Below are 20,106 nucleotides of genomic sequence, written 5' to 3'. Positions count from 1 at the left end.
GAAAAAAACGCCCGCCCCGATTGGTAGCGCACGTTTTCACCGTTATTTCAATTTATCGTTTTCATAATGGTGCGAGCGTTCCAAACTTAAGAAGTTTTGTTGCCGCAACGCTTCGTAAATCACGATGGCCGCTGAATTTGATAAATTCAATGCCCGAATATGTGAGTCATCTTGTGGAATCCGAATGGCTTTTTCGGGATAACGTCGCATAAATGGTTCTGGCAAGCCGGTCGTTTCTTTCCCAAATAAGAAGTAATGGTCCTTGCTTGTGTCGCTATAATCAACATCACTATAGTCATGTTCGGCAAACTTTGAGACCAAGTAAAGGTTATTTAAATCCGGAATGCTAGCCAAGAAGTCTTGTAGATCAGCATGATACGTAATATCGACGCTGTCCCAGTAGTCTAACCCCGCTCGTTTTAAATGTTTATCATCAATTTTAAAGCCCAATGGTTCAATCAAATGTAACGCCGTATCAGTTCCGGCACAAGTCCGCGCAATATTACCAGTATTGGCTGGCATCAATGGTTCAAATAATGCAATATGGTTTGTCAAAATAATCTTCCTTTTACATATAATATTATGGACTATCATACCATGGTGACCCCATTGAAGCCTAGTTTTTCCGGATTAGCCGTCAAAATATTCGCCAACCGAACTAACTTTCATTATACTGATCGTGATTTAGCAACTTATTTTTAGGAGGTCTTTTTTTATGAAATTAATGATTATTGGGGCAACCGGGATGGCTGGTAGTGCCATTACGACCTTAGCATTAGCTCATGGTCATCAAGTTACGGCTGTTGGCCGTTCTGCGACTAAGTTGGCACAATTACCCGCTGACACTAACTTAACCACACTGGCTCAAGATGCCTTTACTTTAACAACGACTGACTTAACCGCCGTTGATGTTGTCGTAGATGCCATGGCGACACCACCTGATCAAGCCTATTTACACGTCGATTTGGCCACTAAATTAGTCGCACAATTACGGGGCACAACACAACCACGGTTGGTATTTATCTTAGGCGCTGGCAGTTTAACGACCGGTTCAGATCAGCATTTATTCGTTAACGATATTGCCGCTGATCCAGCCAATGCCAGCTTTTTATCGATTCCACAAAACCAATTAAAAGAATTAACTTTCTTACGCACCGTCGATAATGTCAATTGGGTCGGCATTTCACCAGCCGCAGATTTTCATGCTGGTCAAGCAACCACCATGCTGACTGGTACAGACACCTTACTCGTTAACCAAGCCGGCCAGTCGGTCACAACCGCAGGCACAATGGCTCAAGCAGTTGTCAACGAAATCGAACAGCCCGCGCATCATCAGACCCGCTTTACCGTTGCCAATGCCGACTAGCTTATCATCAAGCTTTAATTTTCCCCTCACTAAAACATGCTATGCTGATTAGCAAAAGTCTGTTTTAGAGGGGGAATTTTTTAATGAAGACCCGCTTATCGGGGCGCGAAACCTTATTTATCGGTGCCATGTTATTCGGTCTCTTTTTTGGTGCTGGTAACTTAATCTTTCCAATTTATTTAGGCCAACAAGCTGGACAACATGTTGGTTGGGCCATCATCGGTCTATTGATCACTGGGATTGGATTACCACTCTTAGGGGTCATGGGGATCGGCTTGACCCGCAGTAATGGCGTCTTTGACTTAGCAACGAAAGTGAGTCGGCCTTATGCTTATGGGTTTACGGTCATCTTATATTTGACGCTGGGCCCTTTATTTGCCATGCCACGGTTGGCAACGACGGCGTTTCAAATTGGACTGACGCCGTTCCTAAAACAATCACAGCAACCAGCTGTCCTTTTAGGCTTTTCTATCGGTTTTTTTGTGATTACTTGGTTGCTAGCACGTAATCCGGGTAAAATTATGACCTACGTTGGCAAATGGCTTACCCCGATTTTTCTCATTTTATTAGGAAGTTTGATGCTAGTTGCGTTAGTTAAACCACTCGGTGGCTTACATGTAGCCGCACGCGGGGCATATGCCACCGCTCCACTACTCACTGGTTTTACCGAAGGGTACAATACGATGGACGCCTTAGCTTCCTTGGCGTTTGGCATCGTCGTCATCGATTCGATCAAAGCCCTCGGCGTGACTGAACCCGGCCAAATCGCTAAAGATACCATTCGGGCAGGACTCATTAGTGTGAGTTTAATGGGCTTGATTTATGCTCTCCTAGCGCTCATTGGGACGATGAGTCTCGGTAAGTTTGCGCCAGCGGCTAACGGTGGTATCACCTTAGCCCAAATCGCCAATACTTATTTTGGAGCATTTGGTAACTTACTACTGGCTTTAATCGTGATCGTGGCTTGCTTAAAAACATCAGTTGGCATCACCTCGGCCTTCGGGGACACGTTACACGAGATGTTTCCTAAGTTGCCTTATATGGGCTTAATTATTGTAGCTTGCATCATCCCAGCGGTGTTAGCCAATATCGGGCTGACGCAACTCATCAGCTACTCGACGCCTGTTTTAATGCTACTCTACCCGCTTGCAATCGTTTTGATTTTGCTCGCTAGTCTCTCGCCTTTGCTAGGAACTTCTCGGTGGTTATACGTGATGACAACTGCCTGGACCGTGATTCCAGCGGTGCTCGCCGGCGTGGCGGCTCTGCCACAGTCATCGACAAAGGTTGCTTGGATTCAAGCCTTACAACGCCTAAATGACGCCTTACCGTTAGCCTCACTTGGTTTAGGCTGGACGGTACCGGCGTTAATCGGACTAGGCTGTGGTTTGCTTGGGCAGTGGTGGTCACGACATCGGACAACAGTTAACTAGTTTTCATGACTTTTTCAATAAAAATAGACCGGTGCACCTCCACCTTACATCAGTAAGACGGAAATGCACCGGTTTTTGGCTACAAAAAAACGCAGTATTTCGGTGTGGGCACGGCGAAACGCTACGTTAATGAAGTACAACTCGGTAGTCACCAACGACAATAGTCGATGTTAGCTACCAAACGATTTCTCAGAAGTAATCTTAACACCGAGTAAACAATCATGCAAGCACCGGCGGCTGACTTTTACATCGACATCGTCAACAAACTAACATCAATCGTAATTTCAGGTAGACCAGTTGCCCGGGCATGCGCCAAGCTTGCCGCAGTTGCGCCCCAATGCAATGGCGTCATCACCATTAAATCATGAAAATCAACCGTACTAAGGTCAAATTGATACTGGATCCGATGCTGCTTTGCTTGCGGATAATGCTGCATAAATAAATCAATGACGCGTTGATTATCATATTGATATTGACGATCCGTTGGTTCAAACAGCAAGTGCCGCAACTCAATTAAATAATTGGCGTTCGGGACCACTTTTAGCAGTTGTCCACCAGGCGCTAAGACGCGTTCAAACTCATGATAAGCTGATGGTGAAAACACATCCATGATAGCGGTAAACGCTTGGGCTGTGAACGGCAATTGCGCTAAATCAGCCACACAGTAATAGGCGGCTGTATCAAGTTGCGTCGCCAAATTCACACCCGCTTTACTGATATCAAAGCCAATCCCCACATCTTCTTGATTTTGATGCAATACTAAGAGATCTGCGAGTGGAGTTCCCTCGCCACTACCAATATCCAGGATTCGTTGTGGCTCTGCCGGTAACTGCTCATTGATGGCGGTCACAATCGGTTTAAAAAAACCGGCTTGTAAAATCCGACGCCGAGCTGCTAACATGTCGGCGTCATATTCACTTTGAACTTGATGCGTTAAAAAGTATAAGGTCCCTTTTTTAGAGAAATCAAGTTGGTGACCGTTGGCACACTTAAGTGTATGCCCTTCGACTGCCGCGTAAGGTTGGTCACATACTAAGCAGCGAAACAAGCCCAAATGTGCCTGCACAAACTGACTGCCTTGATCAATTTTCTTCACGTTTTTCACACTTTCATTTTTAAATAGTGTCTTAATCATACCATAGCGCCAGTTGCGCTTGAAACAAAATAGTAGCAATTACGATTTGACTATGCTATTTTTAATAACGTTCTAAAAAACACTGCAAAGCCGTTTGAAAACTTGGCGCTACGAATTGCAACTAAACTTTTATTGCAAAGGAGCCCAAACATTATGGCTAAGAAATCAAAAATTGCGAAAGAACGTCGGATTGAAGCAACAGTTGCGCGATACGCCGCAAAGCGTGCTGAATTAAAAGCGGCTGGTGATTATGCCGGTTTAGCACAGTTACCACGGAACGCATCGCCCGTTCGCATTCACCGTCGCGACCATTTAGATGGTCGGCCACATGCCTATTTACGTAAATTTGGCATGTCACGTTTAAACTTCCGCCGTTTAGCCCACGCTGGTCAAATCCCTGGCGTCCGCAAAGCGAGCTGGTAAATCTAATCATCAACTAAAAAATAATGGTCAGCAAATTTTAAAGTTTGCTGACCATTTTTATTAGTCGTCTTTAAAAGTTGTCAGTTGCTTTAGCCCGGCCACGATGCTGGCTTTGGAATAGTCCCCAGCCTGCAATGTGGCTTCGTCAAATCCATTTAAAGTCTGATAAAACCACAGAGCTAACTTAAAAAACTGATCTTCTGTCATCGCGTAACGCAACTTAACTAACCTGGTTGCGGCAACTTGATAACGATGATCCGCAATTAAGGCCCGTAATTCCACTTGGTGCGGCAAATCCGGCCCGCTAGTCCCCGGAAAAACGATTTCGGTATTATTGCTATCTTTAGCGCGTGATAGCAAGTACCCAAACCCCTCCGCTAACGAATGAATCTGCCGTAAAATATAGTCACTTTCTTCAGCCATCTTGTTTTTCATCTGCTTTCGTTTCCGGTGGATACTGACCAGATTGTGTCTGATACCAAGTAAACAAATGGCTAATCAAGACTTTCAAAATGGCATAACCAGGAATCCCAAAGATGACCCCCATTAAGCCAAAAATTTTGCCACTAACTAGTAGGACGATCAAAATCGTCACGGGATGAATCGCCAAACTGCTCCCTAACACTAGCGGCGAAATCACTCGGCCTTCAATCGTCTGTTCAATCACAAATACGATCAAGACTTTGACTAACATCCATGGTGAGATCACAAGTGCGATCACCACTGATGGCACCATCGCTAAAAATGACCCCAAATACGGAATCAAGTTCAAAATACCGGCGGCAATCCCTAAAGTTAACGCAAACTTCATGCCAATAATCCAATACCCAATGGCAAACATCACCGCCACAAAAAATGCAACAGTCAATTGTCCACGGATATAGTTACTGACTTGATTATTCATTTCCGTCAACACTTGCAAAAAGCTCGCCCGCCGTTTTGTCGGGATAAACTTGGCCAAGTAATGTGGCAATTGATGCCCATCTTTTAACAAATAAAACAAGATAAATGGCATCGTAATCAAGCCAATAATCACGGTAGTCAAGGTACTAACTACGCTTGTAATCGATGAAACCGTTCCAGTTAAATACTTCGTGACCTTACCGTTTAACATCTTACTTGCATCGGTATTCCATTGATCAAGTTGATCACGCAATGTTGATAATTTCGGATCATTTAACCAATGATTGATTTCATTGCTGGCATTATGCCAATATGTGGGCCAGTCATTAATAATGCCCAATGTTTGGGTCCGCACGATTGGAATCAATGCAATCACGCCCCAAATAATCAAGCCTAAAATGACGACAAACAGCCCAATAATCGTCCAAGTCCGTCGAATCTGATACTTACGCTCCAATAGATCCACTAACGGATTCATCAAGTAGTACAAGACACCCGCTAAGATAATTGGAAAGCCAACAATGCTAAAAAACTGTTGAACTGGCGTTAACACCCAGTCCACTTGCTTGCCTAAAAACAAGCAAGCCAAAACTAACAAAATAATCGCCAATCCGCGAATCACTTTTTGACTCGTTAATTGGCGGACCGCTGGTTTTGGTTTCAACTAGCGCCACCCCCGTCGTTTATTTAATCCTTATGGTTGATACGTGATGACACTACCCACTTTAATGGTCGGCATGGTTGCTGGACTGAGATAAATCCCATTTTGCATTGGTTTAGCGGGAACAGCCGTAAAGTAAAAAGTGGCATGCCCGATCGAGGTTAAGTTCGCATTGACCAATTCGCCCGCATAAGCGACGGTATAACTTTGATCATCAATTTTAAGCGTCCCACCCGTTTGCACATCTAACCCAGTCAAAGGCGTCGTGAATTTTTGAATAATCGCAATGTCTTCAATAGCTGCCGTTGCACCATCCGCAAAGAAAATTAAAATGGGTTCCTTCGTGGAAATTGCCTGTTTCCCGATTGATTGTACTGTTGCTGTGATTGCCATGTTTACAGAACTCCATTCCTTAATTTGATTGGCTTAATTGTAGCATAGCATCAAAGGACATCGCCAGTTTGTCATCGCTTTCATGTCAACGTTTTATGCTATACTTGAAAAGATAGGAGGTACCTGTATGCAAGAATCTATTTTATTTGGAACTTATACGAAAAAAACGAGTCAAGGCATCTATGCCGGCGTCCTCGACACGACTGAAAAAACGTTAACGAACACCGGCTTAATCGCTAAAGTGGCCAACCCCACTTATTTAGCGCTCTCAGCTAAACACCGGCTTTATAGTGTTGACAAGGCCGATGATGAAGGTGGGATTGCGGCTTGGCAACTTGATGGTCAAACCGCAACTAAACTAAACGAAGTGGTGGCACCCGGAACGCCCCCAGCTTATGTGGCTGTCGATGAAGCCCGCCAACTCGTTTATAGCGCCAATTATCATAAGGGCACCGCGACTGTTATGAAGATTGCCGCTAACGGTGAGCTCGAACTCGTTGACCAAGCCCAACATACGGGGAATGGTCCTCGACCAGAGCAAGATAGTTCACATATCCACTACACTGATTTAACGCCGGACAATCGCTTAGTTGCCATTGATCTTGGTAGTGACACGGTCTACGTTTATAATGTCAGTGATGCCGGCAAACTAAGCTTACAATCAACGCTTAAGTTGGCAGCAGGTTTCGGTCCCCGGCATTTGGTCTTTGCCCCCGATGGTCACCATGCTTTTCTCGTTGGTGAATTGTCTAGCCAAGTGGCTAGTTTAGCTTATGATACGGCTAATGGGACGTTCACCTTGCTAAGTGTCACGACAACGATTCCAAGTGATTACACTGAACATAATGGGGCCGCTGCGATTCGATTAAGTCGTGATGGTCACTTCTTGTATGTTTCCAATCGTGGTTACAACACGTTGGCCGTATTTAACGTCAACGACGACGCTAGCTTAACACTGATTCAACAAATCAGTACCGAAGGCGATTTTCCACGTGATTTTGATCTCGATCCAACCGAAGCATTCATCGTGGTCGTGAATCAAAACACCGATAATGCAACGTTATATGACCGAGATCTCACTACTGGTCAATTGACCCTTCGCCAAAAAGACATCGCCGTTCCCGAAGGCGTTTGTGTCTTATTCTCAAAATAAAGGATGAATACGATGTTATTAAAAGAAGTCGCATTGGAAAACTACACAAATATCCCCGCTGCAATTGCTGCGGGTGCACAACGAATTGAATTAAATGACAACCTCGCCGTTGGCGGCACGACCGTCAGTCGCGGCGTCATGAGTGAAGCAGCCAAATACACCCAAGAACACGGGATTACCTTGATTACCATGATTCGACCGCGTGGTGGCGATTTCGTCTATAACGACACCGAATTAAAAATCATGGAAGCTGACTTACTGCAAGCCCAAGCCCTAGGTGTTGACGGGGTGGCTTTAGGTGCATTGACCGCTGATGGTCACTTAGATACTGAAGCCATGGCCCTCTTAATTGGCGCCGCTGGTGGCATGAGCGTGACCTTCCACATGGCGTTTGACGCATTAGCACCTGACCAACAAGCCCCAGCAATGGATTGGTTAGTCGAACACCAAGTTGATCGCATCTTGACCCATGGTGGTCCCCTCAGTCAACCGATTATGGACTGCCTGCCACATTTAAAAGCAACCTTGGCCCAAGCCGACGGGCGGATTCAAATCTTACCTGGTGGTGGTATCACCGCCGCCAACGTTGATGAGATTGCTGCCGCATTAGATGTCCCACAAGCTCACGGGACAAAAATCATTAACTATTAATTTGATGTTAAAAGACGCCTGAGACAGACAAAACAGTCTGTCCCAGGCGTCTTTTTTGTTGTGGTCAAAGTCGTTTTTGCATTTTAGACCAGCGATAACCAAGCTGTTCATAAAAATGCCCGCCAGTTGTCAGACGTGACGTCTCATCATTGGCGGGCATTTTTACAATTAAGTTTAGTTATTGGTTAGCCGTAATAGCAACCGATCATTAACTTAAGTGTCACTTTCAATTAATCGAACTAAATCCGGCGTTAACGGTGCAAACGTCGTTAAGTCTTGTTCGATAAACGGATCATAAAATTGCAGTTGCATACAATGCAGTGCTTGGCGATCAATCGCTGGATGTTTTGGACCACCATAAAGGTCATCACCAATCAAGGGATGCCCAGCGGCCGCAAAGTGGACCCGAATTTGATGTGTGCGACCGCTATGCAAGCGCACTCGCACAACGGTCATCGTCTTTAAACGTTTTACCACCCAATATTCGGTCAAAGATGGCCGACCATCCGGGGCAACTGTCCGCTTAATAAATGACTCTGGATCACGCGCAATTGGCTGATCTAACCAGCCATGATCCGCTGTGAGCTGCCCACTTACAACCGCCAAATACATCTTCCGCATCGCATGGGCCTTTAATTGATGGTCAATAATCGAATGGGCAAAATGGTGCTTGGCAAACAAAACAATGCCACTCGTATCACGATCCAACCGCGTGGTAATATGAACCACCTCATTAGCGTATCCCTGCGCACGGTAGTAGCCTTTAACACGATTAGCTAACGTATTATCAGGAAGTCGGTGGGCGGGCACTGAAGCCACGCCAGCGGGCTTATTCACGATTAAGTAATCACGGTCTTCATATAAAATGTTAATTGGCAAGTCGGAAACACCTAAAAAGTCGTTCCCAACTTCATCTGGTGTGACCATCGTCACGGTCTCACCACCGGTCAACATATGAATCGCTAAGACTGGCTGTTCATTGACTAAGATGGCCCCGCCATGAAACTTCACTTTTTTCAATAAACTGCGGGTGACCCCATGTTGGGCTAACAACGTCTTGACTTTCATCGGCGCCGTAGCCGTGTTTTGCCATGTAAACCTCATTGTTCATCTAACCCAATGAAGGAACTGCCAACACGTTGCCAGAAACGGTTATGCCGATGTTGGGCAAACGCGATTCGGCGATTAGCAATCGAATAGCGAATCTGTTGAATCGGCCGTGGTTGGGTATCCATTTGATCAGCAGTAAAGATAAAGTGTGATTGTTGTTGTGGCTTGATCGTGATCGTCTCATATGGTGCGACGATGACCGGCGATCCTAACGTCCGGAACACGCGGTTATTGATCGATGCAATTTCAGCCATTTGTAACGCATCTAGGCGCGGATGGATCACAGCCCCACCGACCGACTTATTGTATGCGGTCGACCCAGTTGGTGTTGAGACACATAGCCCGTCACCACGAAAACGTTCAAATAATTCATCTTGAATATAAACATCCGCAACCATCGTGCTACCCAGCTTTTTTAACGTTGATTCATTCAACGCCAAGTAATGATCCGTCTCACCAGTATCGGCATACGTGATTTCAACCGATAGTAATGGGTAAGTCACACTTTGCCCATTATCTTCTTTTAAGCCGGAAACTAATTGATCGATTTCATAATCACGCCAATCAGTGTAAAACCCTAAATGCCCGGTATGCACACCAACAAATCGAACTTGATCAACCATATCGCTGTAATGATGAAAAGCTGATAATAAGGTGCCATCACCACCGACGGAAAAGACCAAATCAGGCGTAAAATCATCGATTTCAAACCCAGCAGTAACTAACTTGGTATGTAGTTCATGCGCAACTTTTTTTGATTTTTCATTTGAATTCGCAAATATTGTGACCTTCATCTTCACTGATCTTCTTTCGTTGGCGGTGTTGACTCACCTTGTGAGCCTTTACCGTATGAGAATAAGCTCTGCGCTTCTTGAATTTCTTCACGAATTTCCGACATTTCTTTGTCCAAACTAAAGGCTGCTTCAGCCGCCCGTTGTAACCGTTGGCTCAAGTTTTCTGGAAAATCGCCTTGATACTTGTAATTCAAAGAATGTTCAATGGTCGCCCAAAAGTTCATGGCCAATGTGCGAACTTGAATTTCAGCTAAAATTTTCTTTTCGCCACCGACCATTTGAACTGGATACTCAATCACTATATGATATGACCGGTAGCCAGACGGCTTTTCATTGCTAATATAATCGCGCTCTTCCAAAATCGTCATGTCAGTCCGTTTACGTAACAAATCAACAACTTGATAAATGTCTTCGACGAATTGACACATGATCCGTAAACCAGCGATATCTTGCATATCTTGTTCCAACCGGTCTTCTTGTACCTTGCGCCGGACCATTTTCTCCTTGATACTATCAATTGGTTTGACCCGGCCAGTCACAAATTCAATCGGTTCGTGTTGGTTTAAATCCCGGAATTGCTTGCGCATCCCGCGTAACTTTACCTTTAGCTCATCAACAGCCTGTTGATAAGGCACTAAAAAATGGTTCCAGTCTTCCATCAAGGCACCTCCGTTTCAAATCCATACCTTAAAATTTTACCATAATTTTGAAGAATAAAAAGCTATCGGGGTCTGGTTTAACAATTCACAGCCATAACCTTACCAACTATGAATCTGGAAGCAAATTACTTTACGAATTTACAAAATCGGTGCATGATGACAGTCGAAGGTTTAATTCAAGCGAACGCTTGACCCTTACAAATAAAATTATTTATGAACTCAAAAACTTGCAAATACCTAGCTTCATTTGGTATTCTGCACTATGACGCGAAAAGAGAAAGTGGAGGAATTATGACGTGTTAGAAGTGTATTTATTTGTAAATCCGTTGGGAGAACAATGTGTCCGCGATGAACAAAATGTCTTGCGTTTAGCCAATGATTCAGATAAACAAATTCAATTTCAATTCGTACCTTTATTGAATATCAATGTGATCCAAAAAGCGATGCAACGCCAAGGGTTACGTCCGACTGATTGGCAAGCACAAAACCAACAATCGCAGACGCTTTATCGGTTAATTTTGGACTATAAGGCTGCTTTATTTCAAGGTAAAAAACGGGGCCGTAATTTCTTAATTGCGATGCAAGATGCCCTGTTACAAGCTGGTCAAACTTATTCTGAATCACTCGTGCAAGCAGTTGCACAACAATGCAAGATCGACTTAGAAATGTTTATGGAAGATCGTAATAGCGACTTGGCGAAACAAGCGTTTCATGCCGATCAACGCTTAGCATCTGAAATGAATATCAGTGAAGCTTCTTCCGCCGTTGTTTTTGACTGTGATCATTACGACTACGGGGTTTTGCTTGAACACTTTACTTACAATACCCTCTTTGACCTCGTTAATGGTCAATTAGATCCCTTCCACGACCTCAATCAACATACCCCAAGTTGCGCGAACTTGGACGATACGCAATTACACGTTTTATAAAAGCTATTGCCATTATTCCGTACGACCTAACCGTTGCCTTTTCGCAACGGTTTTTTTAGTGTCATCAAAAAAGCGCGAGCCACTATTACTAGTTCGCTCACGCTTTGTTTAACTTAGTTTTTAACTAAGCTTTCAAATTCGTTCAGTCGTTGTTCAAAAACCTTAAAAGCATCATCTAGATACGTCGTCTTCGTCATATCGACCCCGGCATTCCGCATCACTTCAATTGGAAATTCAGAGGAGCCCGCTTGCAAGTAACCAAGATAGTTTTTTACAGCATCTGGTTGTTTGGTTGAGATTTGTTGGGCCAAGGTTGATGCCGCCGCAAATCCGGTCGCATATTGATAGACATAGTAATTGTAATAGAAATGTGGAATCCGGGACCATTCATCCGCAATTTCAGGATCACTGACAACTGCATCGCCATAATACCGCTGGTTCAATTGTAAATAATACGTTGACATCCGATCAGCGGTCAACGGCCGACCAGCAGCCGCTTCTTCATGAATCCATTGTTCAAATTCAGCAAATTGGGTCTGCCGGAACAGGGTCCCCTTAAACCCATCTAAATAGTAATTCAAGACATACGCCCGAATTTTTGGATCAGTTTCAGTTGCTAAAAAGTAATTCGTCAATAGATTTTCGTTAGTCGTTGACGCAATTTCCGCCACAAAAATCGAATAATCACCATATTGATAAGGCTGATGGTGCGTGGTGAGATAAGAATGCATACTGTGGCCCATTTCATGGACTAAGGTATACAAGTTATCAATGTTATCTTGCCAGTTCAACAGCATATATGGTGCTGTATCATACATCCCTGATGAATAAGCGCCACTGCGTTTTCCTTGATTTTCCACGACATCGATCCAACGCGAATTAAATGCGGTTTTAACATGCTTCAAATAATCTGGGCCGAGAACTTTTAACGCCTTTAAAGCCGTTTCTTTAGCTTGGTCATACGTATAAGTCAACTCAGGCTTACCAGTCAACGGCGTATATAAATCATACATATGCAACTCATCGACATCTAAAATCGACTTGCGCAACGCCACATAGCGATGTAGCAACGCTAAATGTTGGTCGACCGAGGTCACTAACGTATCATAAACCGCAGTTGGAATCTGATTGGCAGCTAATGCAGCAGTTCGTGCATCCGGATAATGGTGTGCCTGAGCAACAAAATTATGGACTTTGACCTGACTTGCTAGCGTTGAAGCTAAGGTCCGGCGAAATTGTGTATACACCGAATATAAGGCCTTAAACGCGGTTCGCCGCGTCGCTGGGTCAACTGACTCCAATAAGACCCCATAAACCCCTTGTGAAAGTTTGACGGGATTACCGTGTTCATCATTCACAACCGGAAAATCAAAGTCAGCATTATTAAGCACCCCAAAGGTCTTCGCTGAAGCATCAAAAATATCGCCAGCGCCGGCTAATAAGGCTTCCTCACTAGTCGATAAGACATGCCCTTTTTGTAAGCGTACGGTGTCAAAAAAGTGACGATAATCACGTAATGCGACATTTTCATCCAAGTACGTGTCTAATTGACTGGGTGTTAACGTCAAAATAGCCGGTTCCAACCAAGCAGTTGCAGCCGATACTTGCGCCGTCAACGCACTGGCTTGGTCATCTAAAGCCTGATTGGCACTATTTCCAGTATCCTGATCACTCTTTAGGCTTGCGTATACCGCCACTTTTTCAAGACGTCGATATAGCGCTAGCACCCCTTGAACACCAGCTAACACGTTATCTGCCGAATCTGCAAACTGCGCTTTTAGCTCGGTGACCGTTGCCAAAGCCGCTTTGACTTGGTCCACATCGGCGGTGTATGCCGCCTGGTCTGCATAAATCGTGGTTAAATCCCAAGTCAACGCTTCTGGCACAGCTGACCGGGTTGGTAATTTTTTGGTTGCTACCATTTTAAGTTACAACTATACCCTGTGTAGTCAATGACAACTGTCATTTAAAAAGTCACGGTATAGCACTCCTTTCAAAGTTAATGGCCAGGCTAATTCCAGCCAGATTATTCCCGTTGCAACGCTACACATTGACTTCCATTGCCGCGAACAATCAAATTCGTCATATAACTTAGGGTAACACACTATCTCGATTTCGCACGCTTTGCACTCGCCTGACTCAGGCTAACGCCACGCCAATTGACGCTGAACAACGCGCCAACCACCAGCGACTGGTCGAATAACTTGCTTGGTCATTAATTCGTTTAAACACGTCTGAATCAAGTGTTGACACAAATGGCGTGGCGTCTCAATACAACTCATCGGTGCTAAACATGGTTGCAACGTTTGCCAAATCAATTGGCGCAAGGCTAGCAGTGACCAAACTTGGACCGGTTGTTTGCGTAGGGCAATAAAAAGCTGCACTTGCCAGGCCAAAAACGCGGTCGTTAGAATCGGCAATTTCGCTTGCATCGGATAGACCCAGAGTGGCAAAGTCGCTAACGTCCCACCGTGCTGATAACACAACGTTTGTAGCGCCATGAACCGTGGCTGGCGCGTCAATCGACCGATCACTAACCGACGTTGCCGTCGCTGAAACTGTTCGGCGACGATTTGTGGCACTAATAAGGTCGGTCGATAGGTCATTAATTGGTCTACCGGTTGGCGCTGTGACCAAAAGAGCTGACGTTGTGATTGCAATGGATCACCATCGAAACCCAATAAATTAAACCGTAAACATAACGCCACTTGCTGGACATCCCAAAAAGCCAAGTAACAGCCCCATTGTTGATTGTATTGTAAAAATTTCAAGGCTTTAGATGTCGGCCGTAAACGCGCTTGCTGATAAGGCGTCCCCAATACCCATAACACCCGATAACCATGCTGTCGATACCCCAGCGTACGCGCTTTTAATCGTGGCACTGCTAATGGTGAACATTGAAACTCAATCGCTAAAGGCTTTTGTCCTGGCAATTGTACTAATAAGTCAGGGCGTTGATGAATAGCCGTTAAGGGCGCCTCCAATTGGACCTTATACCCACTCGCTAAAAACCAAGCTGCTAACTGCTGCTTGCCTAATAAATGTTCAGCCGTCTCACCTTCAGAAAACGTCTGACAAGCTTGGTCACGCTGATGCGCGAAATGGGGTGTCATGACGGTACCACGTTTTAACTGGACGGGTGCTTGACAACCAGGACAATGATAGCCCGTTTTTCGATGGGCTACAGTCGCGTTAATGGCTTGTTGATTAGCATCATGTGCCATTAACATCTCATCACCTCCTCTTAAGTCAGCTCCGAAAAAAGCACAAAAAAAATCGCAACCAAATAAATTGGTTACGATTTCTAATCAAACTATTTAAAATAATGTCTGACTGTCTCAAGGGCAGCATTTGACATCACTTTTTCACCATGTTCTAACAAGACATCAGCAGTTACCTTAGTCCTATGCGCATATTCAAGCGCAACGGCAACATCATCTTGGATAATACCGGTTGAAGATTGATCGACGAAGAAGACTAACTCTAAGTAGTAATTGTCTCGATACTTAAATAAGTTCGACGCCAACCCATCTGGCCGAAAAATTTGGGCTAACGAAATGACGTCCTCAAAATTATCAAATTTTAAGACATATTCTTTCGTTGGTGTGTCTGGATCATCGATATAAGGATCTAAATCGTTGGTATCCTTAGTTTGGTTATGTTGGACGCCCTGTGGCTGATCGCCACCATCCGTATCAGTCTGCATTAATTTGCGTTTTAAATAATCTGAAACATCATCTTGCATATCATGATCACCCGACTGATTTGGTGACTGCGTCGCCTTAGCAATCGTGTCTTGCAAGTTTTCACTATTTTTACTAATAAATAACTCCAGACCGTTGCGGTTTGGTAGAACTTGGAAAGTGACGGCATCGTTGTCTTGAAATTGATGATCAACATCAACTTCTTCTAAAATGCTATAAAAGAAACTTTCAATTTGCTTATGATTCCCTAGTAAATCCAATACGCGAATCCCGCGTTCATTGAGATCATCGTTACCGATAAGAACTCGAATCGTATCTTCATTGATTCGTTCCATCTCCATTACAGATCCACCCCTTTCTAAGTGTCAAGGGCCATAATCACTATCACAATTCTAACTTATTTCAGCGCTTTGTAAAGTAATCTATCTGAAAATAAAAAAATTGACTAATTAGGTCGCCCAACTAGCCAATTAGGAATTTTTTAACTGTTTGCAAGCTGTTGGGCACGTAGGAGTTCTAACGTCCGAATTTGGCGTGGTAGGAACCGCCGGATTTCATCTTCGTTATACCCGACTTGCAATCGTTTGTCATCTAAAAGAATCGGTCGCCGTAATAAACTAGGGTCACGGCTGATCATGTCATAAAGTTCATTTAACGATAAATCATCAATGGCCACGTTTAACCGTTGAAAGGCCTTAGAACGGGTTGAAATGATTTCTTCAGTGCCATCTTCTGTCATTTTTAAAATGCCTTTGATTTCATCAATTGATAAAGGGTCCGAAAAGATATTACGTTCTTCAAACGCAATTTCATGCGTCTGTAGCCATAACTTTGCCTTGCGACATGAGGTGCAACTTGGTGAGGTATATAAAGTAACCATAAAAGTCCTCCTTTGGGGGCGCCAACATCACAGCTTTAGTACAAATATTATTATACATGCTCAACAATTATTTGTGAATAGTTTTTTAAAAATATTTTTTTGATATTATTTTTAGTATTGAACATTTTTTCTATTTTTGTATTATTATATACCTAAAAAGCAGATAATATTATATTATGTCGCATATTGAATTGCACACAATTTAGAATTTGCTTATTATTTTTATAAATGAAGATAAAAAATTAACCTAAAAAACGACTAAGCGTTTCCACTTAGTCGTTTCAACTTAAAGCTTTAGTTGTAAATACTTTTGGGCAACAACGACTTGCACCCCTTCGCCAGCCGTTACTTGCGCTTCATGCCGCAATTGTTCAAAATCAACATCTTGTGGTAAATGCGTTAGTAACAGTCGCTTAGCATGCGCTTGTTTGGCAATCTCACCAGATTGCGCTGAAGTCATATGCCAGATTTTACCGGTCTTATCAGCGCCGAAGTTAGTATCTGTCATTAATAACTGCGAACCAGCCGCAAACTTAGCTAATTCAGGCAAGTAAGCCGTATCAGCTGAGAATGTTAATTGTTGGCCAGTCGAGCGTTCCACAATTTTAACCGCAAACGCTGGGACCGGATGTTTTGTCTTTAAGAAAGTGACGTCAAACGGACCAATCTGGTTGACTGCTGCTGGATCATAAGCACGTCCTTCAGTTGCCCCAGCCCAAGTTAGTGCCCCAAAGTTTAGTGGGTCTTCTGTATGGCCATAAATGGGCAATACTGGCGTTTTACGGTCACCTTGGCGTAATTGCCAATAATATTGTAAAACGCCCACATCAGCCGTATGATCGTGATGATAATGTGTCAATAAGACAGCATCTAGCTGTAATGGGTCAAGAATTTCTTCAAGTGCATTTAAAGCGCCCGAGCCACAATCTAATAAAAGTTGATAATTACCAGCAGTGACTAAATAAGCACTAGTCCCGACGCCCTCATAAGGATAACCACCATAATAACCTAGTACGGTTAATTTCATTAATATCAGTCCCTTCCCTATTTATTTTAACCCAAACATAAAAATAATTGAAACCGTTCACCAAGTTGTTTTCAATTATTTTCGAAAACACGTATAATAATAACTGTAATAATTAAGGAGTGATATTTGATGAGTGGAAAGATTTCAGCAACTTTTGGGACCCGCAAAATTTTGACCATGATTCAGCAGCAAAATGCTGATCGTGATTTGCTATTAATGCAGGCCAACGCCACTGAAGATCGATATATGTTACTCGACCTTACCGGTGAAAAATCGGTCTTTGCAAGTCCCGTTTCCTATGACGTTTTATTATCTAAAGGTAGTGAAGACTGGCATGGTATGACTAGCTTTATCTTTGTTGACCTACCAATCGAAGAACAAAAGGTTTTCAATTCAAAGTTTAGTGCCTTTCGGGCTGAATACGAAAAGCCTAATGGTCTAAAGCATTTCTGGATCTTACGTGAAGCTAAAAACGATGCTGCTTTTGTCATCGTTACAAACTGGCACAGTGATTCTGAATATGCGGTCTGGTTACGTAGTGCTTCATTCAAGCCATTTGCCAAATACCTATCAGAAGACTACGACTATCATGAAAGTCGTTACTCCTTCGTTCGGTCATTAAAGTCTTAAGCATAACGCTCAAAAGCATCCCAACTCTTTTAAAGTTGAGATGCTTTTTTGCCGCCATCGTTCTCACAAGTGCCCATTGCCTGTTATGGTTGGCATTGCTTTCAATATCATTATTCGAAGACACAAAAAAAGTGTTATTCAGACGAATAACACTTCATAGGACGGTCCGTACGAGACTCGAACTCGTGATCTCCTGCGTGACAGGCAGGCGTCCTAAACCAACTAGACCAACGGACCAAATTGCGGGAGCAGGATTTGAACCTACGACCTTCGGGTTATGAGCCCGACGAGCTACCAGACTGCTCCATCCCGCGATAATATAATGACCCCTACGGGATTCGAACCCATGTTACTGCCGTGAAAGGGCAGTGTCTTAAACCACTTGACCAAGGGGTCATATTTGTAAATATTAGAACTACGGAGAAGGAGGGATTCGAACCCTCGCACCGCTTGCGCGATCTACACCCTTAGCAGGGGCGCCTCTTCAGCCACTTGAGTACTTCTCCATAATGGGCCTAAATGGACTCGAACCATCGACCTCACGCTTATCAGGCGTGCGCTCTCACCAACTGAGCTATAGGCCCATAAAAGCGGGTAACGAGAATCGGACTCGCGACAACAGCTTGGAAGGCTGTGGTTTTACCACTAAACTATACCCGCAGGAACTAATGTTATGGCGCGGGACAGAATCGAACTGCCGACACATGGAGCTTCAATCCATTGCTCTACCGACTGAGCTACCGAGCCATTTAGCCATACTTCTTATATTTAATTAATGTAACGGTCCGTACGAGACTCGAACTCGTGATCTCCTGCGTGACAGGCAGGCGTCCTAAACCAACTAGACCAACGGACCATATAATTGCGGGAGCAGGGTTTGAACCTACGACCTTCGGGTTATGAGCCCGACGAGCTACCAGACTGCTCCATCCCGCGATAATATAAGGAGGATGAGAGATTCGAACTCTCGCGTGGTTTGACCCACCTGACGGTTTTCAAGACCGTTCCCTTCAGCCAGACTTGGGTAATCCTCCATAAAATGTGTAACTAGGAACACGTCCACTAATAATAGCAGATGGACCTTGTAGGACTCGAACCTACGACCGGACGGTTATGAGCCGTCTGCTCTAACCAACTGAGCTAAAGGTCCAAGCTCTTTATTCCTATCGCGGCAGGGGGAATCGAACCCTCGACCTCCCGGGTATGAACCGGACGCTCTAGCCAGCTGAGCTACACCGCGATCTGTTAAATAACCAAATGATTACTTAATCGGGAAAACAGGATTCGAACCTGCGACCCCCTGGTCCCAAACCAGGTGCTCTACCAAGCTGAGCTATTTCCCGCTATATGCACCCAGTAGGAGTCGAACCTACAACCTTCTGATTCGTAGTCAGACACTCTATCCAATTGCGCTATGGGTGCTTCATAAAAGTGCCGAGGACCGGGATCGAACCGGTACGGTTATCACTAACCGCAGGATTTTAAGTCCTGTGCGTCTGCCAATTCCGCCACCCCGGCAGCACTTGATGAAAGCGGAAGACGGGATTCGAACCCGCGACCCCCACCATGGCAAGGTGATGTTCTACCACTGAACTACTTCCGCATAATATTCAGTTAATGCCGACTAGAGGATTCGAACCTCCGACCCCCTGTTTACAAGACAGATGCTCTGCCAGCTGAGCTAAGTCGGCATGACTTAATGATTAACACAACTATAATATCATATCATAGCTATTCATTTAAATCAATAACTTTTTTAAATTAATTTTATTGGTTTAACAATGAGCCGTGACAGTCTCGAACTGTCGACCCTCTGATTAAAAGTCAGATGCTCTACCAACTGAGCTAACGGCTCAATGGAGGATACAGGGCTCGAACCTGTGACCCTCTGCTTGTAAGGCAGACGCTCTCCCAACTGAGCTAATCCTCCAGAGTGCATGGCAACGTCCTATCCTCGCAGGGAGCGATCCCCCAACTACTATCGGCGCTAAAAAGCTTAACTTCTGTGTTCGACATGGGAACAGGTGTATCCTTTCCGCTATCGCTACCACACTGTTGGAACTTAAATATTAAGATGTAATATTCATTTAACCTTCCGGTTAAATGAGCCGTGACAGGTTCGAACTGTCGACCCTCTGATTAAAAGTCAGATGCTCTACCAACTGAGCTAACGGCTCGATGGAGGATACAGGGCTCGAACCTGTGACCCTCTGCTTGTAAGGCAGACGCTCTCCCAACTGAGCTAATCCTCCATG

General features: G+C 44.3%; 20 protein-coding genes, 21 tRNA genes and 1 rRNA gene. 7 read left to right on the top strand and 35 right to left on the bottom strand.

Translation table 11 applies throughout. The features are described from left to right. Window positions 1-42 precede the first annotated feature (42 nt). The gene (locus FFM75_RS11495; protein ID WP_137629305.1) at window positions 43-555 is read right to left on the bottom strand and encodes a tRNA (cytidine(34)-2'-O)-methyltransferase; all 513 of its coding nucleotides are present in this window, start codon (window positions 553-555) and stop codon (window positions 43-45) included. 160 nt (window positions 556-715) lie between these two features. On the opposite strand from FFM75_RS11495, the gene FFM75_RS11490 reads away from it, so the two are divergent. Both FFM75_RS11490 and brnQ read left to right on the top strand, forming a co-directional pair. Further along, window positions 716-1,366, top strand: a complete 651-nt coding sequence (locus FFM75_RS11490) for an NAD(P)-dependent oxidoreductase (RefSeq protein ID WP_137629304.1) — start codon at window positions 716-718, stop codon at window positions 1,364-1,366. 83 nt (window positions 1,367-1,449) lie between these two features. Further along, window positions 1,450-2,799, top strand: a complete 1,350-nt coding sequence (gene brnQ / locus FFM75_RS11485; RefSeq protein WP_137629303.1) for a branched-chain amino acid transport system II carrier protein — start codon at window positions 1,450-1,452, stop codon at window positions 2,797-2,799. 244 nt (window positions 2,800-3,043) lie between these two features. On the opposite strand, the gene FFM75_RS11480 is transcribed toward brnQ, so the two are convergent. Then, window positions 3,044-3,895 carry a methyltransferase domain-containing protein gene (locus FFM75_RS11480; RefSeq protein WP_137629302.1) on the bottom strand — a complete coding sequence of 284 codons (852 nt, stop codon included), beginning with the start codon at window positions 3,893-3,895 and terminating at the stop codon, window positions 3,044-3,046. Window positions 3,896-4,087: 192 nt separating this feature from the next. On the opposite strand from FFM75_RS11480, the gene rpsN reads away from it, so the two are divergent. After that, on the top strand, window positions 4,088-4,357 hold the full coding sequence (gene rpsN / locus FFM75_RS11475; RefSeq protein WP_130843153.1) for a 30S ribosomal protein S14: 270 nt from the start codon (window positions 4,088-4,090) through the stop codon (window positions 4,355-4,357). A 60-nt stretch (window positions 4,358-4,417) separates the two neighbouring features. Here the strand turns inward: rpsN and FFM75_RS11470 are convergent, their stop codons facing one another. The 3 genes from FFM75_RS11470 to FFM75_RS11460 are packed head-to-tail and all read right to left on the bottom strand — an operon-like array spanning window position 4,418 to window position 6,314. Continuing rightward, window positions 4,418-4,792, bottom strand: coding sequence for a DUF6483 family protein (locus FFM75_RS11470; RefSeq protein WP_307722398.1), 375 nt, complete (start codon window positions 4,790-4,792; stop codon window positions 4,418-4,420). Next, window positions 4,773-5,924 (bottom strand): AI-2E family transporter, encoded by a 1,152-nt coding sequence (locus FFM75_RS11465; RefSeq protein ID WP_137629301.1) that lies wholly within the window; start codon window positions 5,922-5,924, stop codon window positions 4,773-4,775. Before FFM75_RS11465 ends, FFM75_RS11470 begins: the two co-directional genes overlap by 20 nt. Before the next feature lie 30 nt (window positions 5,925-5,954). Then, on the bottom strand, window positions 5,955-6,314 hold the full coding sequence (locus FFM75_RS11460) for a PTS glucitol/sorbitol transporter subunit IIA (protein ID WP_137629300.1): 360 nt from the start codon (window positions 6,312-6,314) through the stop codon (window positions 5,955-5,957). A gap of 127 nt (window positions 6,315-6,441) precedes the next feature. Between FFM75_RS11460 and FFM75_RS11455 the strand changes: the two genes are divergently transcribed. Then, window positions 6,442-7,467, top strand: a complete 1,026-nt coding sequence (locus FFM75_RS11455) for a lactonase family protein (RefSeq protein WP_137629299.1) — start codon at window positions 6,442-6,444, stop codon at window positions 7,465-7,467. Window positions 7,468-7,479: 12 nt separating this feature from the next. Further along, window positions 7,480-8,118, top strand: coding sequence for a copper homeostasis protein CutC (locus tag FFM75_RS11450; protein WP_137629298.1), 639 nt, complete (start codon window positions 7,480-7,482; stop codon window positions 8,116-8,118). Between the two features lie 213 nt (window positions 8,119-8,331). On the opposite strand, the gene FFM75_RS11445 is transcribed toward FFM75_RS11450, so the two are convergent. From FFM75_RS11445 to yjbM, 3 genes are read right to left on the bottom strand one after another with little or no spacing between them, the layout of a single operon-like run. Beyond that, window positions 8,332-9,222, bottom strand: coding sequence for an RluA family pseudouridine synthase (locus FFM75_RS11445; protein ID WP_137629297.1), 891 nt, complete (start codon window positions 9,220-9,222; stop codon window positions 8,332-8,334). Continuing rightward, entirely contained in the window at window positions 9,219-10,022 is an 804-nt protein-coding gene (locus tag FFM75_RS11440) for an NAD kinase (RefSeq protein WP_137629296.1), read from the bottom strand. Before FFM75_RS11440 ends, FFM75_RS11445 begins: the two co-directional genes overlap by 4 nt. A gap of 2 nt (window positions 10,023-10,024) precedes the next feature. Next, window positions 10,025-10,684 carry a GTP diphosphokinase gene (gene yjbM, locus FFM75_RS11435; protein WP_307722397.1) on the bottom strand — a complete coding sequence of 220 codons (660 nt, stop codon included), beginning with the start codon at window positions 10,682-10,684 and terminating at the stop codon, window positions 10,025-10,027. Between the two features lie 293 nt (window positions 10,685-10,977). On the opposite strand from yjbM, the gene FFM75_RS11430 reads away from it, so the two are divergent. Continuing rightward, window positions 10,978-11,610, top strand: a complete 633-nt coding sequence (locus FFM75_RS11430) for a DsbA family protein (protein ID WP_137629294.1) — start codon at window positions 10,978-10,980, stop codon at window positions 11,608-11,610. Window positions 11,611-11,723: 113 nt separating this feature from the next. On the opposite strand, the gene pepF is transcribed toward FFM75_RS11430, so the two are convergent. The 5 genes from pepF to FFM75_RS11405 form a co-directional block, all read right to left on the bottom strand. Further along, window positions 11,724-13,532 (bottom strand): oligoendopeptidase F, encoded by a 1,809-nt coding sequence (pepF, locus tag FFM75_RS11425; protein WP_137629293.1) that lies wholly within the window; start codon window positions 13,530-13,532, stop codon window positions 11,724-11,726. Window positions 13,533-13,754: 222 nt separating this feature from the next. After that, complete coding sequence (locus tag FFM75_RS11420; RefSeq protein ID WP_137629292.1) at window positions 13,755-14,840, bottom strand: competence protein CoiA; 1,086 nt, start codon at window positions 14,838-14,840, stop codon at window positions 13,755-13,757. Between the two features lie 83 nt (window positions 14,841-14,923). Then, window positions 14,924-15,655 carry an adaptor protein MecA gene (locus FFM75_RS11415; protein WP_137629291.1) on the bottom strand — a complete coding sequence of 244 codons (732 nt, stop codon included), beginning with the start codon at window positions 15,653-15,655 and terminating at the stop codon, window positions 14,924-14,926. Window positions 15,656-15,795: 140 nt separating this feature from the next. Next, complete coding sequence (spxA, locus tag FFM75_RS11410; protein WP_137629290.1) at window positions 15,796-16,194, bottom strand: transcriptional regulator SpxA; 399 nt, start codon at window positions 16,192-16,194, stop codon at window positions 15,796-15,798. 286 nt (window positions 16,195-16,480) lie between these two features. Then, window positions 16,481-17,221, bottom strand: a complete 741-nt coding sequence (locus tag FFM75_RS11405) for an MBL fold metallo-hydrolase (protein ID WP_137629289.1) — start codon at window positions 17,219-17,221, stop codon at window positions 16,481-16,483. Window positions 17,222-17,350: 129 nt separating this feature from the next. Between FFM75_RS11405 and FFM75_RS11400 the strand changes: the two genes are divergently transcribed. Continuing rightward, entirely contained in the window at window positions 17,351-17,851 is a 501-nt protein-coding gene (locus FFM75_RS11400) for a hypothetical protein (protein WP_137629288.1), read from the top strand. 162 nt (window positions 17,852-18,013) lie between these two features. Here FFM75_RS11400 and FFM75_RS11395 read toward each other — a convergent pair. From FFM75_RS11395 to FFM75_RS11290, 22 genes are all read right to left on the bottom strand, one after another. Then, window positions 18,014-18,088, bottom strand: a tRNA-Asp gene (locus tag FFM75_RS11395). Between the two features lie 3 nt (window positions 18,089-18,091). Beyond that, window positions 18,092-18,165, bottom strand: a tRNA-Met gene (locus FFM75_RS11390). A 9-nt stretch (window positions 18,166-18,174) separates the two neighbouring features. Beyond that, a tRNA-Glu gene (locus FFM75_RS11385) sits at window positions 18,175-18,247 on the bottom strand. Window positions 18,248-18,269: 22 nt separating this feature from the next. Further along, window positions 18,270-18,357, bottom strand: a tRNA-Ser gene (locus FFM75_RS11380). Window positions 18,358-18,361: 4 nt separating this feature from the next. After that, window positions 18,362-18,435: transfer RNA gene (locus FFM75_RS11375), tRNA-Ile, on the bottom strand. 5 nt (window positions 18,436-18,440) lie between these two features. Next, window positions 18,441-18,511: transfer RNA gene (locus FFM75_RS11370), tRNA-Gly, on the bottom strand. A gap of 14 nt (window positions 18,512-18,525) precedes the next feature. Continuing rightward, window positions 18,526-18,598: transfer RNA gene (locus tag FFM75_RS11365), tRNA-Phe, on the bottom strand. A gap of 34 nt (window positions 18,599-18,632) precedes the next feature. Next, window positions 18,633-18,707: transfer RNA gene (locus FFM75_RS11360), tRNA-Asp, on the bottom strand. Window positions 18,708-18,713: 6 nt separating this feature from the next. Further along, window positions 18,714-18,787, bottom strand: a tRNA-Met gene (locus FFM75_RS11355). Between the two features lie 8 nt (window positions 18,788-18,795). Then, window positions 18,796-18,885 (bottom strand) — tRNA-Ser (locus tag FFM75_RS11350). A 42-nt stretch (window positions 18,886-18,927) separates the two neighbouring features. Continuing rightward, window positions 18,928-19,001 (bottom strand) — tRNA-Ile (locus FFM75_RS11345). 16 nt (window positions 19,002-19,017) lie between these two features. Continuing rightward, window positions 19,018-19,091: transfer RNA gene (locus FFM75_RS11340), tRNA-Met, on the bottom strand. A gap of 29 nt (window positions 19,092-19,120) precedes the next feature. Then, window positions 19,121-19,194 (bottom strand) — tRNA-Pro (locus tag FFM75_RS11335). A gap of 5 nt (window positions 19,195-19,199) precedes the next feature. Then, a tRNA-Arg gene (locus FFM75_RS11330) sits at window positions 19,200-19,273 on the bottom strand. Between the two features lie 10 nt (window positions 19,274-19,283). After that, window positions 19,284-19,369 (bottom strand) — tRNA-Leu (locus FFM75_RS11325). Between the two features lie 13 nt (window positions 19,370-19,382). Next, window positions 19,383-19,454, bottom strand: a tRNA-Gly gene (locus tag FFM75_RS11320). Between the two features lie 15 nt (window positions 19,455-19,469). After that, window positions 19,470-19,542: transfer RNA gene (locus FFM75_RS11315), tRNA-Thr, on the bottom strand. Between the two features lie 91 nt (window positions 19,543-19,633). Next, window positions 19,634-19,706: transfer RNA gene (locus FFM75_RS11310), tRNA-Lys, on the bottom strand. 2 nt (window positions 19,707-19,708) lie between these two features. Beyond that, window positions 19,709-19,781 (bottom strand) — tRNA-Val (locus FFM75_RS11305). A gap of 5 nt (window positions 19,782-19,786) precedes the next feature. Beyond that, window positions 19,787-19,903 (bottom strand): 5S ribosomal RNA (gene rrf, locus FFM75_RS11300). Window positions 19,904-19,955: 52 nt separating this feature from the next. Next, window positions 19,956-20,028, bottom strand: a tRNA-Lys gene (locus FFM75_RS11295). Between the two features lie 2 nt (window positions 20,029-20,030). Next, a tRNA-Val gene (locus FFM75_RS11290) sits at window positions 20,031-20,103 on the bottom strand. Between the last annotated feature and the right edge of the window lie 3 nt (window positions 20,104-20,106).

The organism is Lactiplantibacillus daowaiensis (genome assembly GCF_005405085.1).
Taxonomy (GTDB): domain Bacteria; phylum Bacillota; class Bacilli; order Lactobacillales; family Lactobacillaceae; genus Lactiplantibacillus; species Lactiplantibacillus daowaiensis.
Note: the sequence above shows the minus strand (reverse complement) of the source record. Positions and strands in the feature narration are given on the sequence as shown.